The sequence below is a fragment of the Pseudomonas reactans genome (genome assembly GCF_013387025.1).
Taxonomy (GTDB): Bacteria; Pseudomonadota; Gammaproteobacteria; order Pseudomonadales; family Pseudomonadaceae; genus Aquipseudomonas; species Aquipseudomonas reactans.
Genome location: NZ_JACAQP010000003.1, coordinates 21109 through 34105 on the forward strand (window position 1 = coordinate 21109; position 12997 = coordinate 34105).

General features: G+C 59.1%; 16 protein-coding genes. 4 read left to right on the top strand and 12 right to left on the bottom strand.

Going from position 1 to position 12997, the window contains the following annotated elements:
• Positions 1–7 precede the first annotated feature (7 nt).
• Positions 8–937, bottom strand: a complete 930-nt coding sequence (locus HX793_RS02100) for a fatty acid desaturase (protein WP_177096755.1) — start codon at positions 935–937, stop codon at positions 8–10.
• Positions 938–1238: 301 nt separating this feature from the next.
• Between HX793_RS02100 and HX793_RS02105 the strand changes: the two genes are divergently transcribed.
• Together HX793_RS02105 and HX793_RS02110 are read left to right on the top strand one after the other, a co-directional pair.
• Positions 1239–1676 carry a GNAT family N-acetyltransferase gene (locus HX793_RS02105; RefSeq protein WP_177096753.1) on the top strand — a complete coding sequence of 146 codons (438 nt, stop codon included), beginning with the start codon at positions 1239–1241 and terminating at the stop codon, positions 1674–1676.
• A gap of 59 nt (positions 1677–1735) precedes the next feature.
• Positions 1736–2554 carry a class I SAM-dependent methyltransferase gene (locus HX793_RS02110; protein WP_177053484.1) on the top strand — a complete coding sequence of 273 codons (819 nt, stop codon included), beginning with the start codon at positions 1736–1738 and terminating at the stop codon, positions 2552–2554.
• Positions 2555–2591: 37 nt separating this feature from the next.
• On the opposite strand, the gene def is transcribed toward HX793_RS02110, so the two are convergent.
• The 3 genes from def to HX793_RS02125 form a co-directional block, all read right to left on the bottom strand.
• Positions 2592–3131, bottom strand: a complete 540-nt coding sequence (gene def, locus HX793_RS02115) for a peptide deformylase (RefSeq protein WP_016975972.1) — start codon at positions 3129–3131, stop codon at positions 2592–2594.
• 3 nt (positions 3132–3134) lie between these two features.
• A complete protein-coding gene (locus tag HX793_RS02120; protein ID WP_016975971.1) occupies positions 3135–4085 on the bottom strand; it encodes a YihY/virulence factor BrkB family protein in 951 nt (316 codons plus the stop codon).
• Between the two features lie 170 nt (positions 4086–4255).
• Complete coding sequence (locus tag HX793_RS02125; RefSeq protein WP_016975970.1) at positions 4256–4441, bottom strand: CsbD family protein; 186 nt, start codon at positions 4439–4441, stop codon at positions 4256–4258.
• 199 nt (positions 4442–4640) lie between these two features.
• Here HX793_RS02125 and HX793_RS02130 point away from each other — a divergent pair, with 199 nt between their 5' ends.
• A complete protein-coding gene (locus HX793_RS02130; protein WP_016975969.1) occupies positions 4641–5018 on the top strand; it encodes a hypothetical protein in 378 nt (125 codons plus the stop codon).
• A gap of 163 nt (positions 5019–5181) precedes the next feature.
• Complete coding sequence (locus tag HX793_RS02135; protein ID WP_177053483.1) at positions 5182–5886, top strand: autoinducer binding domain-containing protein; 705 nt, start codon at positions 5182–5184, stop codon at positions 5884–5886.
• A 45-nt stretch (positions 5887–5931) separates the two neighbouring features.
• Here HX793_RS02135 and HX793_RS02140 read toward each other — a convergent pair whose 3' ends face one another.
• The 8 genes from HX793_RS02140 to HX793_RS02175 form a co-directional block, all read right to left on the bottom strand.
• A complete protein-coding gene (locus HX793_RS02140) occupies positions 5932–7182 on the bottom strand; it encodes a cupin-like domain-containing protein (protein WP_016975968.1) in 1251 nt (416 codons plus the stop codon).
• Positions 7183–7194: 12 nt separating this feature from the next.
• The gene (locus HX793_RS02145) at positions 7195–8514 is read right to left on the bottom strand and encodes an MFS transporter (RefSeq protein WP_177053482.1); all 1320 of its coding nucleotides are present in this window, start codon (positions 8512–8514) and stop codon (positions 7195–7197) included.
• Positions 8511–9674 carry a ThiF family adenylyltransferase gene (locus HX793_RS02150; RefSeq protein ID WP_177053481.1) on the bottom strand — a complete coding sequence of 388 codons (1164 nt, stop codon included), beginning with the start codon at positions 9672–9674 and terminating at the stop codon, positions 8511–8513. Before HX793_RS02150 ends, HX793_RS02145 begins: the two co-directional genes overlap by 4 nt.
• 1 nt (position 9675) lies before the next feature.
• Entirely contained in the window at positions 9676–9951 is a 276-nt protein-coding gene (locus HX793_RS02155) for a MoaD/ThiS family protein (RefSeq protein WP_016975965.1), read from the bottom strand.
• Positions 9912–10718: an aKG-HExxH-type peptide beta-hydroxylase gene (locus tag HX793_RS02160; protein WP_016975964.1), complete on the bottom strand. Its 807-nt coding sequence runs from the start codon at positions 10716–10718 to the stop codon at positions 9912–9914. The genes HX793_RS02155 and HX793_RS02160 overlap by 40 nt, the downstream gene beginning before the upstream one ends.
• A gap of 7 nt (positions 10719–10725) precedes the next feature.
• Positions 10726–11391 (bottom strand): TfuA-like protein, encoded by a 666-nt coding sequence (locus HX793_RS02165; RefSeq protein WP_016975963.1) that lies wholly within the window; start codon positions 11389–11391, stop codon positions 10726–10728.
• Between the two features lie 13 nt (positions 11392–11404).
• A complete protein-coding gene (locus HX793_RS02170; RefSeq protein ID WP_177096751.1) occupies positions 11405–12604 on the bottom strand; it encodes a YcaO-like family protein in 1200 nt (399 codons plus the stop codon).
• A gap of 77 nt (positions 12605–12681) precedes the next feature.
• Positions 12682–12918: a hypothetical protein gene (locus HX793_RS02175; protein ID WP_016975961.1), complete on the bottom strand. Its 237-nt coding sequence runs from the start codon at positions 12916–12918 to the stop codon at positions 12682–12684.
• Between the last annotated feature and the right edge of the window lie 79 nt (positions 12919–12997).

The following is a 12997-nucleotide window of genomic DNA, read 5'->3' on the forward strand; positions in this document are numbered from 1 at the left end:
TCATCTCTCACGCAAAAGGGTGCCGGGGGCTATCGATGGCCTTGAGGCCGTGGCGACTGATCAACTGGCCGTAACCCGGCACCAGGAACCCACCGCTGCGCGCCACCCATTGTTCACGGCGGGCATGGTAGACCGTGGGCAGCAAGTACCAGGGAAGTTTCGGCAAGTCGTGGTGCACCAGGTGCAGGTTGTTGTTGAGGAACAGCCAGGTCCACGGCCAGGACGCTTCGTTAAGCACTGTACGTTGCTCCGGCTGCGGGTGCGGGCGGTGTTCATAGTAGGAACGGATCGACGCCAGGGACAAGGCCGGCACGCTGACCAGCAGCAGGTAATGCCACACCGAGAGCGCGCTGTAATGAGCGATGAAACCCAGCATCAATACGGTGACGGCGCCGTGGCTCAGCCACATCGGCCACACCTGGGGCAGGCGCTGGAATTCATCACGGGCCAAACGGCCGATTGCCAAGGGTGCGGCCAACACAAAGCGACCGAGCACAGTCTTGGTCAGCCAATGCACGCCACGCTCGAACAGCGAACTGTTGTCCCATTGCTGCTGGTTGAGGTAACGGCTTTCCGGGTCGATGCCCGGCAGGGTCAGGTCTTCGTCGTTGTGGTGTAGCAGGTGGCTGTCGCGGTACAGCGTGTACGGGTACCACACCGCAAAGGGCGCATAGCCGAGCAGCTTATTGAGTCGCAACGAACGGGTAGGATGGCCGTGAAGCAATTCGTGTTGCAACGACAACCACAGCGTCACGATCGGAATCAGCAGCAAGAGGCTCAACCCCAGGCCCAGCCATTGACTGCCGAGGATCACGGCGAACCAACCGGCGTACACGCCGATCAACAACAGCCAGGTCGGCCATTCGGTTCTTGCGGTAAAGGTGCTGGCCAGGGCTTCGATTTCCCGGCGTTGGGTCAGATCAAGGTAGTTGGCCATCAGCCGCTCAGAGCAGGTGTTTCCTGCTCTGTGCAATGGGGCGGGAAAATCTTGCAGATCGTTTGGTTCTAAGCTTGTAACTCAGTGACCGAACAGGCCTGTTTCAGACTTCTTGGCCTTTTTGTCTGCGCGTTTTTCATCGGCGGTCTTTGCCGGTTTTTTCTTCGCGGCTTTCTTTGAATCCATACCTTTGGCCATGATGCATGCTCCACTAACAGGGGATGTAGCACTGGGTATACCACCTATTGCCCGGCAGAAGGCGCTTATAATCCCCAGCCCTGGATAACGCTGCCTGAACACCATGCCCGAATTGAACATCGAACCGCTGGCAGAGCCGCTGTGGCCGCTGCTGAACAAGTTTTACCGCAACCACAATTCGTCGATGAAGGCGCTCAAGGGTGGGCGGTTGTGGGTCGCGCGGGACGATGAGATCGTCGCCGGGTTGTGCCTGACGCCCGTGGTGGGAGGGCAATGGTTGACCGGGGTTTTCGTTGACCCTGCCTATCGCGGCCAAGGGCTGGCGGCGCGGGTGATCGCGGCAGCGGTTGCCGATGTCGACGGCACCCTGTGGTTGTTGTGTCATCCAGACCTGGAAGGGTTGTATCAACGCATGGGCTTCACCCAGGACACCGTGCTGCCGCAATCCCTCAGCGAACGCTGGGTACGCTACAAGCGCAACAAACCCATGATCGCGATGGGCTTAGATCGTTTGGTAAGGTCGACCGCAGATAATGTGTGATCGACGCCTGCAGGGCCCATGCTAGCCTCGGCGGCACAGTGGCCCTTTACAGGATGATCATGAAAACGACGCTTGCAGCCCTCTCCCTCACCGCCCTGCTCGTTCCAGTCTTGAGCCAGGCAGCCGACGCGCCCATTACCGCCAAGCAGTACCAAAGCGTGCTCGCCGGCAGTTGGCGCGACCCGGCCAACAGCGCCCGCGACGGCTATCGGCATCCACAGCAGACCTTGGAATTCTTCGGTTTGGGCGCCAAGCAGACGGTGATCGAGATCACCCCCGGTGGCGGCTGGTACAGCGAAGTGCTGGCCCCGTTGCTCAAGGATCACGGGCAGTACATTGCCGCCGTGCAGGCCGCCAGCAGCAGTGCTTACGCGCGGACGTCCGAAGAGAACCTGAAGAAGAAATTCGCGGCTGATCCGGCTCACTACACCAAGGCCGAGGTGGTCGAGTTCGACCCCAAGGCGCCGGTGTTCGGCAAGCCGGCTTCGGCGGATGCCGTACTGACCTTCCGCAATGTGCATAACTGGGTCGAGGCAGGTACTGCGCCGGCCACGTTCAGTGCGTTCTACAAGGTACTGAAACCGGGCGGCGTGCTGGGCGTGGAAGATCACCGGGCCAAGGACGGCGCGGATCTGGAAGCGATCAAGGACAGCGGTTACCTGACAACGGCGCAGGTGGTGAAGCTGGCGTCCGATGCCGGGTTCAAGCTGGCGGGACAGAGCGAGGTGAATGCCAATCCGAAGGACACCAAGGATTACCCGGCTGGCGTGTGGACGCTACCGCCGACGCTGAGATTGGGCGAGCAGGATAAGGCGAAGTATGTGGCGATCGGGGAGTCGGATCGGATGACGCTGCGGTTCATTAAACCGAGCCAATAACCCCCCTCCCACAGGTTGATCTCAGTATGTCTGAGAGTTAGTCGTCGGCCGTGGGATCCATGTCCGGAAACATCACTTCGATAAACCCGAACTTGGTGAAGTCGGTAATCCGCGACGGGTACAACCGGCCGATCAGGTGATCACACTCATGCTGCACCACCCGCGCATGAAAGCCCTCGGCAATGCGCACGATCGGCTCGCCCTTGGGATCGAAGCCCTCATAACGAATCTGCTGATAGCGATCCACCGCACCCCGCAAACCCGGCACCGACAGGCAACCTTCATAGCCCTCCTCCAGCACCGGACTCAACGGCGTGATCAGCGGGTTGATCAGGATCGTCTGCGGCACCGGCGGCGCGTCCGGGTAGCGTTCGCTGGCCTCGAAACCGAAGATCACCAATTGCAGGTCGACACCGATCTGCGGTGCGGCCAGGCCGACGCCGCCCACGTGCTCCATGGTCTGGAACATGTCATCGATCAATTGCCACAGCTCGGGGCTGTCGAACATTTCCGGCGGAACCGGAGGCGCGATACGCAGCAGGCGCTCGTCGCCCATTTTCAGAATTTCACGGATCATCGATCAGACTTCATCGGCAGTGGGCTTGGAGTGGTCCCGGCCGAGGCCTGAGACGTGCTGTTTTTCATCGGTGTGGCCGGGCTCATCGAACTCTTTTTCACCCGGGTCCTTGCCCTCGGCGGACATGTGTTCGATCACCGCATTCATCTCCGCGCCCAGCAACAGCACGGCGGCGGAAATGTAGAAGTACAGGAGCAACACGATGATTGCACCGATACTGCCATACATGGCGTTGTAGTCGGCAAAGGTTTTGACGTAGTAGCCAAAACCCAGTGACGCGACGATCCACACCACCACCGCCAGCACTGAGCCTGGGGTGATGAAACGGAATTTCTGCTCGACGTCGGGCATCACGTAGTACATGAGGGCCACAGCGAACATCAGCAGAATCACAATCAACGGCCAGCGCAGGATGGTCCACAGGGTGACCACGAACTCCTGCATGCCGATCTGCCCGGCCAGCCACTCCATCACTTGCGGGCCCAGCACCATCAGCGCAGCGGCGGCCAGCAGCATGCCGGCGATGCCGACGGTGTAGAAAATCGACAGCGGGAAGCGCTTCCAGATCGGCCGGCCTTCAACCACGTCGTAGGCGGCATTCATCGCGCTCATCATCAGGCGCACGCCGGCAGAGGCCGTCCACAGCGCGATCACGATACCCACCGACAGCAGGCCACCCTTGGATTGCTGCAACTGGTCGATCACCGGGTTGACCTGCTCCAGAGCCTGGGGCGGCAGCACCAGTTCCGACTGCAGGCGCAGCCAGGTGAAGAAGTCCGGCAGGTGCAGGAAACCGATCAGGGCAATCAGGAACAGCAGGAAGGGAAACAGCGAGAACAGCATCTGGTAGGCCAGTGCCGAGGCGTAGGTGGGCATTTCGTCATCGACGAATTCCTTGACGGTGCGCAGCAGCACTTTGTGCAGCTTGAGACCATCGAGAACCGGAAAAATCATAGCGTCTCCTTTCGCCGCAAAAAGGTTGAGTTCGTGGGCGACTCAGGGGCCGTTTTCTACATCAAGGTAGCCTATTTGGCGACCCTGAAACAATTTCGAAACTTTAACTGCAACAGGTGACACAAAAACGGCCATCCGTGGATGGCCGTTTGGACTGCTTGAAAACGCGCTTACTTGGTCGCTTTCTTCACGGCGTCCTTGGTGTCGCCAATCGCTTTTTCGACTTGGCCTTTCTTTTCCTGCACCACGCCTTCAGCGCGCAGTTTGTCGTTACCGGTGACTTTGCCGATGCCTTGCTTGATGTTGCCGACGGCTTCGTCTTTCAAACCTTTTGCCTTATCCGCTGTGCTGCCCATGGTATTTCTCCTGAGAACAATCAAGGGTTTTGGTCATTACCTAGAGATTGACCCAAGGCCGTTCGGCAGAGTTTCAATTATTTTTGCCCACGCATTTCATCGCCGGCCGCAGGTTTGGCTTTATGTTTTGCCGCCAACCCCTGAGAATGCCCGGCACATTCAGGCTCAAACGCTGAATAACAGATCCCGTAGGAAGGTTATGAAACTCAATAAAGCACAGGCCATCGCCCGCCGAAACACCGAACTGGGCGGTGCCGTACTCGGCGTCAACAACTGCCACTTCACCGACCTGGACCGCAAACGCAACATCTGGTGGTTCGACCTGCCGGTGGGCCGGATTGCCGTGGGCCAGTACGAGTGGATCCACCTGTTGATGCACAACGCCGAGACCGACCAGTTGCTGCACCTGAAGGTGCCGACGGCGTTTTTGCGTGAACACATCGAAGGGCTGGTGGTGCGCAACGCAGGCAAGCGCAAACCAGAGATCACCCTGGAACTGAGCGCGGACAAGGATTCGTTCTTGAAGGACGTGCGTCCAGCCGGTGCAGGCGTAAGCTTCGCGCAGTTCGCTCATTAATAGCAATTTGCCGCGGCCCCTGCGCAACTAATAAATACCTGAAAGGATCGTGCGATTGTATTAATGCCGTCGCGCGACCTTAGCGTTTACATATATTTCAAAATGTAACTATACTGACCTGCATTTTTTTTGAAAATGGAGATCAGGGTATATGGAGCGGTACTTGTCATGGATCAGACAATTCACTCAGTGCAGTGCCCCCCCTCAAACCCGCGAGGGTTTTATTGAATCAGCCACGTTATTCAGCCACACACTGGGGTTTGACTTTTTTTCCTATACAGTGTGTGAAACCACGCCGTTCACTCGACCCAAGATTCATGTATTCGGCAACTACCCCACTGAGTGGCTGCATCGATACAAAGAGCAGAACCATGCGGTCATTGATCCGACTATACGCCATTGCAAAGTCTCGTCCGAGCCTGTGCGCTGGCATGAGGATCTTTTTGAAGAGTGCCCACAATTATGGGCTGATGCAAAAGCCGTCCAACTCAATATTGGAGTTACCCAACCTTCTTTCAATGCCCGCGGGTATATTGCGCTGCTGTCCCTGGCCAGAAAAAACAATGCGGTTGATGATGCCGAGTGGGAAACACTCAAACCGTTAATCAAAGCATTCTCTGAAACAGTGGGTTATCGCATCTTCGAATTGGAAGATGCACTCATGAACACGCTGGATCTCGAGTTCGGCCAAAAAGAAAAAGAAGTGCTGCGTTGGACTGCGGATGGAAAGACCTCGGAAGAAATCGGTCGCATATTAAATGTGACCGCCGACGCGGTGAACTTCCACTTGCGCAATATCCAAAAGAAAATCGGCGCCTGCAATCGGGTCCAGGCCGTCACCTATGCAGTTGCCCAAGGCCACATATAAGGCATAGCGGCGTAGCTGCCCACAGCCGCTACGCCCACACGCCCGTCACGCAAAGGTGTCGATGGCGGCCTGGTCGTACAGCCAGCGCACCACGCTCTGTACTTCATCCCCAGCGGTGTGTACCGGCACAGGCGCCCCGCCCAGCAACCCAGTGATCAACGCACGCACTGCGCTCAGTTGCTGCACGCGCAACATCGCCCCGGCCGCAAACAGCAGCCCTGCCTGCTCGTTCAGTGCCAGCAGATACAACGGGCTATCGGCCCTGGCCTGGATCGTTGTTTGCGAAAAGTCCAGCACCTGCGAGCGTGCCAAGGCGCGATCACGAATAACGCCGTTGGCCGACAACTTGAGCAGCATCTGGATTTTGCTGTTATCCCGGATCGTGTCGACAAACCTCGCCACTTGCAACGGCAGCTCGACGTCGGCGAGCGAGTCAAACACGCCACTTGGCACCGGAGCGATAGCGCCGGTCTGTGCGCTACCCGCGTTCGAGGCAATCGCCGCCTTGATCGGGTTTTCACAGAAGCCCTGCGCCGTGCCGTGGCTGAACATGCCCACCGACACGGTAAGGGTCGTTTCCAACGCCTCCAGCTTGTTGTAATGCCACCAGCCAGCGGGAATGAAGAAAATCTCACCGGCCTCCACTTCATAAATCGTGGCATCGGCGACATAGGGGCTGACATCGATATGCCCGAAGCAGACACCATTCAGGGCTGACTTTTTCTCCAGGGCCATTTCATCGAAGTACGCCGGCGGCCAGATCATCATGCGTTTGCGGCCATACAACGGAAACAGGAAGGTATCGCACGAATCGTTATGCAGGCCGATCCATGTCGAACGGTAGCGCCCTCCGATAAAGACTGCGTTGGCCCCCGGATAAGGCATGCCGTAGCGCTCGATGTAACCGTGGGTGAACGCACGCAGCTGGGTGGCCACGGTACCGGAATGCTTCAGACAGTAGTCGCGGGTAAAGGTGATGCCCTCGGCGTCATTGAGCGCGGCGAAATCGCGGACAAACTGCTCGAAACCGTCAAATGCCTGGGGAAACCCAGGCACAGCCGGCTGCTTGAGCATCTGGCCGTCCGCATTGACGGTCATGTCGCCTGACTCGACAACGTTACGCGCCAGTTCAAAAACGTCCTCGAGGCACATGAGTGGCTCGTTCAGCGCATCCTGCCCCATCACCACCGGCTGGGTTTTGTCCTGGGAGAGACTGACGAAGTGCTCCCAGAACGCGGCCGGCACCGTCGGCGTGTTGCGAGCGTTACACAAACGTGCGCGGGTCGTGACAGTCATCTTTCGTTTCCTTCAGTCCGGGAAAGCATCAGGGTAAAAATCCTTGTAGACGTCTTTGATCTGGTCATCGCTCATGCCCAGGACACGCACCAGTACGGCACTGAACATGCACGGGACAACGGCCAGGATAATGAGCAAACCCAAGGCGGCCATGGCATAGCTCACGCCCAGCACGCCAGAAAATGCCCCGCCGACCAGTGCGCCAAAGGGAATGATCAAGCCGGAAACAAACGAGGTCGCCGAACCGATCCGATTGCGGTAGTTGTCGGGCGTGGCGAGCATCCGCACCGTTGATGTGTTGACCGTGACCATGACCAGGCCTACGCCGCCGATAAACAGCAAAGGCACCGTGACGCTGGCGAACCACCCGGGCCGGGCGTGGAAAAACTGACTGAACAGCCCGCAGCCCAGCATGGCCAGCCCGACCAGCAGGAAACCGGCAAACACCACATTGGGCCTGCCCCAGCGCCCGTTGGCGCGCTTGACCAGAAACAGGCTGCCCACCAGCAGCCCCACCGCGAAGGCACCTTCCGTCACGGCGATCAGCCACAGGTCCTGGGGAAAATAGCGGTTGATCAACACCGGGAACAGCACGGCGAACAGCGGGTACAGCGAAAAATTGACGATGAACGCCAGCAGGCTCAAATTCCATTCGGGCTTGACCCGATAAAGGGCGGTGAACCCTTCACGGGTGCGTGTGTACCAGGCCGTCAGATAGGAAAGCTGGCGCGCGCCCTGCGCAAGGTTCGCGGTTGGCGCCCTGACCATGACGATCAGCACCAGCGCCAGCAACACCGCCACTGCGTTGAGCCAGAGCGTGCCCAATACCCCCAGCGGCCCCAGCAGAATGCCGGCGGCCAGTGGCCCCATCAGTGCCGACGAGGAGCCGACGATGCTTCTCAGGCGCACCGCATCGCTGACCCTGTGCGTGGCAACCAGGGCAGGCGTAAGGCTCATCTGCAGCGGATCGCGGATGCCGATGGCAATACCGGAAACCGCCAGGCAAGCGGCGATCAACCACGGCTGATAGAGGTCCAGTGTCCCGAGCCCCGCCAACACCAGCGTGGTGGCGGCGCTGATGGCGTAGCAGCCCACCAGCAGGCGATGGCGATCATAGTGGTCGCCCAGCCAGCCGAACACGGCACGCGACAGCACATCCGCCAGGGTGGCAACCGCGACAAAACCGGCGAAGGCGACCGGGCTTGCGGTCTTGCCCAGTACCCACCACGCGATTGCAAACTGCCCACAGCGCGTGCCGACCGCGTTGAGGAACGCCGCCCATTGGATCAGGTAGAAATCACGTCCCAAGCCATTGAGGGACGAGCTGCTCATTGCGGCGCTCCGTCACGGCTCAAGCGTTCCAGGCAACCGGCGGCCATATAGGCATCCAGCCCCCCGGTCAGACTGCGACATTGCCCGTCACCGATGAGGGCGTTAATCGCGTGCAGGGCTTTCAAACTACGCACACCACTTTTGCAGTAGACCACCGTGTCGACGGCGCGCGTCGCCTGAGCCAGGCGCTGTGGCAGCTCACTCAAGGGAATGTTGAGCCCTCCCAGGGAAATCGCCAGGTGCTCATGCTCGTCCCGCACATCGATCAATTGCAACGGCATGTCACTGCGCAACCGTTGCTCCAACGCCAGGGGGGAAATGGCATAGCGCTCGCCGACGGCCACAGCGCAGCTCGCCTCAATCGCGTGGGGCTGGTGGATCGACGGCCACTCGCCGCTCAAGGGGTTGCTCGCGCGATGACGTACAGACACTTGGCGCAACTGCAGGCCCAAGGCATCGAACAACATCAAGCGGTTGGCCGCAGGCTCGCCCACCCCGGCGAGAATCTTGATCGCCTCCAGCGCCTGGATTGAGCCGACAATACCCGGCAACACGCCCAGTACACCGGCCTCGCCGCAGTTTTGCGCAAGGCCGGCCGGCGGCGGTTCGGGGAAAATATCGCGTAGATTGGTCGAGCGCCGCCCCTCGGCATCCGGCAGGTTGAACACCCCGACCTGACCTTCGAACTGACTGATCGAGGCATACACCAGAGGCTTGCCAGCGAGGTAGCAGGCATCGTTGAGCAGGTACTTGGTGGTGAAGTTATCCGTCGCGTCGACAATGACGTCATAAGCGTGCACGTATGCCAGCACGTTGCTTTGGCTGAGCCGCTCGGCGAAATGCCGGATGTCGATATGCGGGTTGTTGTCGAGCAGCTTCTGCCGGGCCACGGCGCCTTTGGGCGCACCGATGTCGCCAACGCCGAACAATAACTGACGGTGCAGGTTGCTGACGTCCACGGTGTCATCCTCAACGATGCCGATGTGGCCGACACCGGCGGCCGCCAGGTACATCAGCGCCGGGCAGCCAAGCCCTCCGGCCCCCACCACCAGCACCTTGCCAGCCTTGAGACGGGCCTGGCCAGCGGAGCCAAAGCCCTTGACCAGGAAATGCCGCGCATAGTGCGCCTGTTCGTCCCCGCTGAAACGTTCATCGCTCATGTCAGCCTCCCGCCACAGCGCTGATGATCAGTGCCGTGGAATGCGCGCTGAGGGGAATCTCGCTCCACTGCTCTTCATCCGCGTAGGGAATGTCATCGATCACCAGGCTAATAAACGGCTTGAGGCGGTATTCGCCTTCAACAATGGCGCTGTACAGCAAGGGCTCGTCGACACGCAGGCCCTCCATCAGTTGCAGAGCATTTGCACAGGGTAGCGACCAGGACTTTCGACCGTTGGTCAGGTCGGCGAACTGGCTGGCGATAATGATTTGAGGCATGGCGGGTTTCCTTGCGGGTACAGATTCAGGTCGTGATGGCAGTCGGTCAGTGCGTTGAACACCAAGCGGCCCATCGGCGTGAAATACGGGCGTTCGGCGGCCATCTCCAGGCAACCGGCCAAGTACCGTTGCAGGTACACCTGGCGCGGGGTGTCTGCCACCGGATCGGGCAGATGGCGGTAGTACTTCAACGCTGCCGCGGCAAAATGCGCGGCCGCCATTACTCCCCGCAGCGTCTTGCCCCGCGTGCCCGAAGGCAGCACATAGTCTCTGGGCGCCTGCGAGGTTTGAAGGTCATAGACCTCCATCACGAAGTTCAGCCAGATATGCGCATGCTCGTGCACGAGGGTTTCTTCCAGGGGAATGGCTGAATCGAAGGCTTGTTCGCCCAGGTAAAGGGTCTGGGGGATCAACGCACTGGTCGAGCTGCTCATGGGTTGCAACAGCTTGCGATAGCGAATGGGAATGTTGAAAAAGCTGCGCCACGCCGGGCTCACTTGGCAGATCCGCGCCGTGGCTGTCTGGATGCGCTGTTGCTCCACAGCCGAACACTCAGTGGCGTCGAATTCCTCGACCTGGCTGGTGGCCAATCGCTTAAACAGCGCACGCGCATTGACCGGATCCAGGTAATCGGTCAAGGCCTCATGGGCCTGCGGCGCCGCGTTGCGCCGGCTACAGGCAACGGCGCTCAACAACGTCGCCGGTCGCACTCCTTCATCGATGAAAGGGAGGCCGCCAATGGTGTGGAAAAACGTATCCGGGGTCATCGGCCGTTCACCCCATCACCTCGGCGTGCCAGCACCGAGACGCAAGGAAGCCTTGCAAGTCCTGGCTCTTGACGCGAAATCCATTGAAGCCACCCAGCGCCTCATCCACCTCCTGACGCGTCATCTGACCGGTGGCCAGCAACCTTTTTTTCAACCGGGACAGCGTGCGCTCGGCGTACCAGCGTTCCTTAAGGTCCTGAATGATGGCCTGTGCGTGATCCCCGGAGAGTTTCTGCTGTTCGTACAAGTCACGGACGAAACCCCGCAGGTGGATCAGCGGTTCTGACATGGCGCGATACGGCGCGTCAATTTCATGCACCAGTGTGACCTCATCGTCGTCGAACTCCGGGTCGTCACGGTAATGACCATAGACAACCCCGTAGCCCTGCATACCCAGAAAGCGCATCTCGGCCGCCCTGATCGCCCCCATGGACGCCAGGCCCCATACCTTCCAGCCACCCTGGATGGCACGACGGATCTCGATATGCCCCACGGACGGAAAGCTGTGGAACGTGCCATCGACAATGGCGATACAGCCAGGCTCCGGGTATTGCGCAACCAGTGCCTGGATGTCGCCGCGCCTGGCCGGCGCGTGCATCACCACCTCGCGGTATCCGGCCAGGACCTGCTCCAAACCGGACGCGGTCGGCCCTACGAATAAATGCAGCTTCATGCGTGCTCCTACCCTAGCGTGCGATATAGCGGGACAGGCGAGGACCTGCACGCTTGAGTGCCGGCTGGAACGATTCCATGCCTGGAATAACAATCTTGACCACCGCCAGCGGTGAATCATTTTTACTCAGCACCACTCGCAGGACCTGGCGAAACCCTGCACCGCGCAGACGCTCAAGCAGACATTCCAACGCAGAATCAATGCTATGGATCTGCGCGTTGGCGTCTTCGATTTCGGAGTAGGCAACGGCCTGGCGTGCGTCGTTAACGTGGGCACGCAAGCGCGCAACCGCGTCCAGCTCGGCCTGGCGATCACTGGCGCTGAAGTACTTGAAGCGCTCGATCAGATCATCCCGACCACCGTGGATGTAGGAAAGCCGAGACTGCGCAGCCTCGGCGAGGCCCCGGACGGCGGCAATGTCACGGCAAAGGTGCAAGCCGGAGCCGCAGGAGATCGCAATCGGCGCGTCGTCAGACGGCTCCATGATGAACCCCTGGACATACGGCAACCCAATCACGCTGGGGGTGTAGCGCACGGCGGCGCTCAACCCGGCAGCCTCGACCCGGGTAAACAGCGGATCCAGGGTTTCCACTGGGCAATCGCGCAAGATCAGGCGCGAAGTGTCTTTCATGAAGTTGAAGGCTTGCACGTCACGCTCGACGATTTCGGCGATGCCATGCACGCTGGCTTCGTCGACGTTATTGCCAGAACTCAAGCCGTTTGTACTGGTACCGAAAATACGCTGCCCCTGGTTTTCGCTGAACGGCGAAAAAATCAGTTCGGCCGGCACGGCAAACGTCTGCGCGGTGGCAATGTCTTGCGCATGGACACACGCCAAGGGTCCATCGGGGTCGATCGGCGCACCGAGGATCGGGCAGAAATCAACGAAATCGTGGGCAAAGCCGGCTTGTGCCGCGACCTTGCGCGGTGTGGAGACAAATACCTCGATGTTTCTATTGCGGTATTCGGCGATCGCAAACTCGATGGCCTCCATATAGGCACCGACACGTGCCTCTTCCATGCGCATGCCCTTCCCGGCGCTGACGCAGAGCGAGCCCTCAACGGCATCGGGCCGAATACTGGCGAATACCGGAATACCAATCTTGTCCAGCCAAGTGGTATTGGTCACACGCGTGATACCCAACTCCACGGCAAGTTTCCTGGCATGGGCCAAGGTGTCGGACAATGAGGCCTTACGCAAACTTGAGGTCATGCGATACATAAAGTAGCCCGTTGAAATACTGATCGCTAGTTGCGTGCTATCCGAGCGATCGAATAGCACGCAGTGTATTACTTACCGGCGTCTTCAATATCAGCGGAGATATTGTTGTTGGATTCGTGAATAACGAAGCCTGCACGCATTTGGCCTTCATCGTTCAGGATGTCAGCAAAGGCATCTACAGCAGAAGCGTCAAGTGCGAAAGTTTCGTTAGTTGCGTTATTCATACTCGTTTCCTCGAATAATGGAATGCCGTTATCGGCTATCACTTTTCGGGGGCTGACGCACTTGATGAACAAATGCGACATTCTGTCACCCCTGAAACAGCCATGAGAGTTTTAGAGCACAGGGCGACGACGCTCAACTACAAGATTTGGTAGGTTGATT

Bases quoted from the DNA above. Each gene is read 5' to 3' on its own strand.
- HX793_RS02155 (WP_016975965.1), bottom strand. From the start codon at position 9,951: ATGCCTCAAATCATTATCGCCAGCCAGTTCGCCGACCTGACCAACGGT.
- HX793_RS02165 (WP_016975963.1), bottom strand. From the start codon at position 11,391: ATGAAGCTGCATTTATTCGTAGGGCCGACCGCGTCCGGTTTGGAGCAG.
- HX793_RS02100 (WP_177096755.1), bottom strand. From the start codon at position 937: ATGGCCAACTACCTTGATCTGACCCAACGCCGGGAAATCGAAGCCCTG.
- HX793_RS02120 (WP_016975971.1), bottom strand. From the start codon at position 4,085: ATGATTTTTCCGGTTCTCGATGGTCTCAAGCTGCACAAAGTGCTGCTG.
- HX793_RS02170 (WP_177096751.1), bottom strand. From the start codon at position 12,604: ATGACCTCAAGTTTGCGTAAGGCCTCATTGTCCGACACCTTGGCCCAT.
- HX793_RS02130 (WP_016975969.1), top strand. From the start codon at position 4,641: ATGAAACTCAATAAAGCACAGGCCATCGCCCGCCGAAACACCGAACTG.
- def (WP_016975972.1), bottom strand. From the start codon at position 3,131: ATGATCCGTGAAATTCTGAAAATGGGCGACGAGCGCCTGCTGCGTATC.
- HX793_RS02175 (WP_016975961.1), bottom strand. From the start codon at position 12,918: ATGTCGCATTTGTTCATCAAGTGCGTCAGCCCCCGAAAAGTGATAGCC.
- HX793_RS02160 (WP_016975964.1), bottom strand. From the start codon at position 10,718: ATGACCCCGGATACGTTTTTCCACACCATTGGCGGCCTCCCTTTCATC.
- HX793_RS02105 (WP_177096753.1), top strand. From the start codon at position 1,239: ATGCCCGAATTGAACATCGAACCGCTGGCAGAGCCGCTGTGGCCGCTG.
- HX793_RS02110 (WP_177053484.1), top strand. From the start codon at position 1,736: ATGAAAACGACGCTTGCAGCCCTCTCCCTCACCGCCCTGCTCGTTCCA.
- HX793_RS02140 (WP_016975968.1), bottom strand. From the start codon at position 7,182: ATGACTGTCACGACCCGCGCACGTTTGTGTAACGCTCGCAACACGCCG.
- HX793_RS02145 (WP_177053482.1), bottom strand. From the start codon at position 8,514: ATGAGCAGCTCGTCCCTCAATGGCTTGGGACGTGATTTCTACCTGATC.
- HX793_RS02125 (WP_016975970.1), bottom strand. From the start codon at position 4,441: ATGGGCAGCACAGCGGATAAGGCAAAAGGTTTGAAAGACGAAGCCGTC.
- HX793_RS02150 (WP_177053481.1), bottom strand. From the start codon at position 9,674: ATGAGCGATGAACGTTTCAGCGGGGACGAACAGGCGCACTATGCGCGG.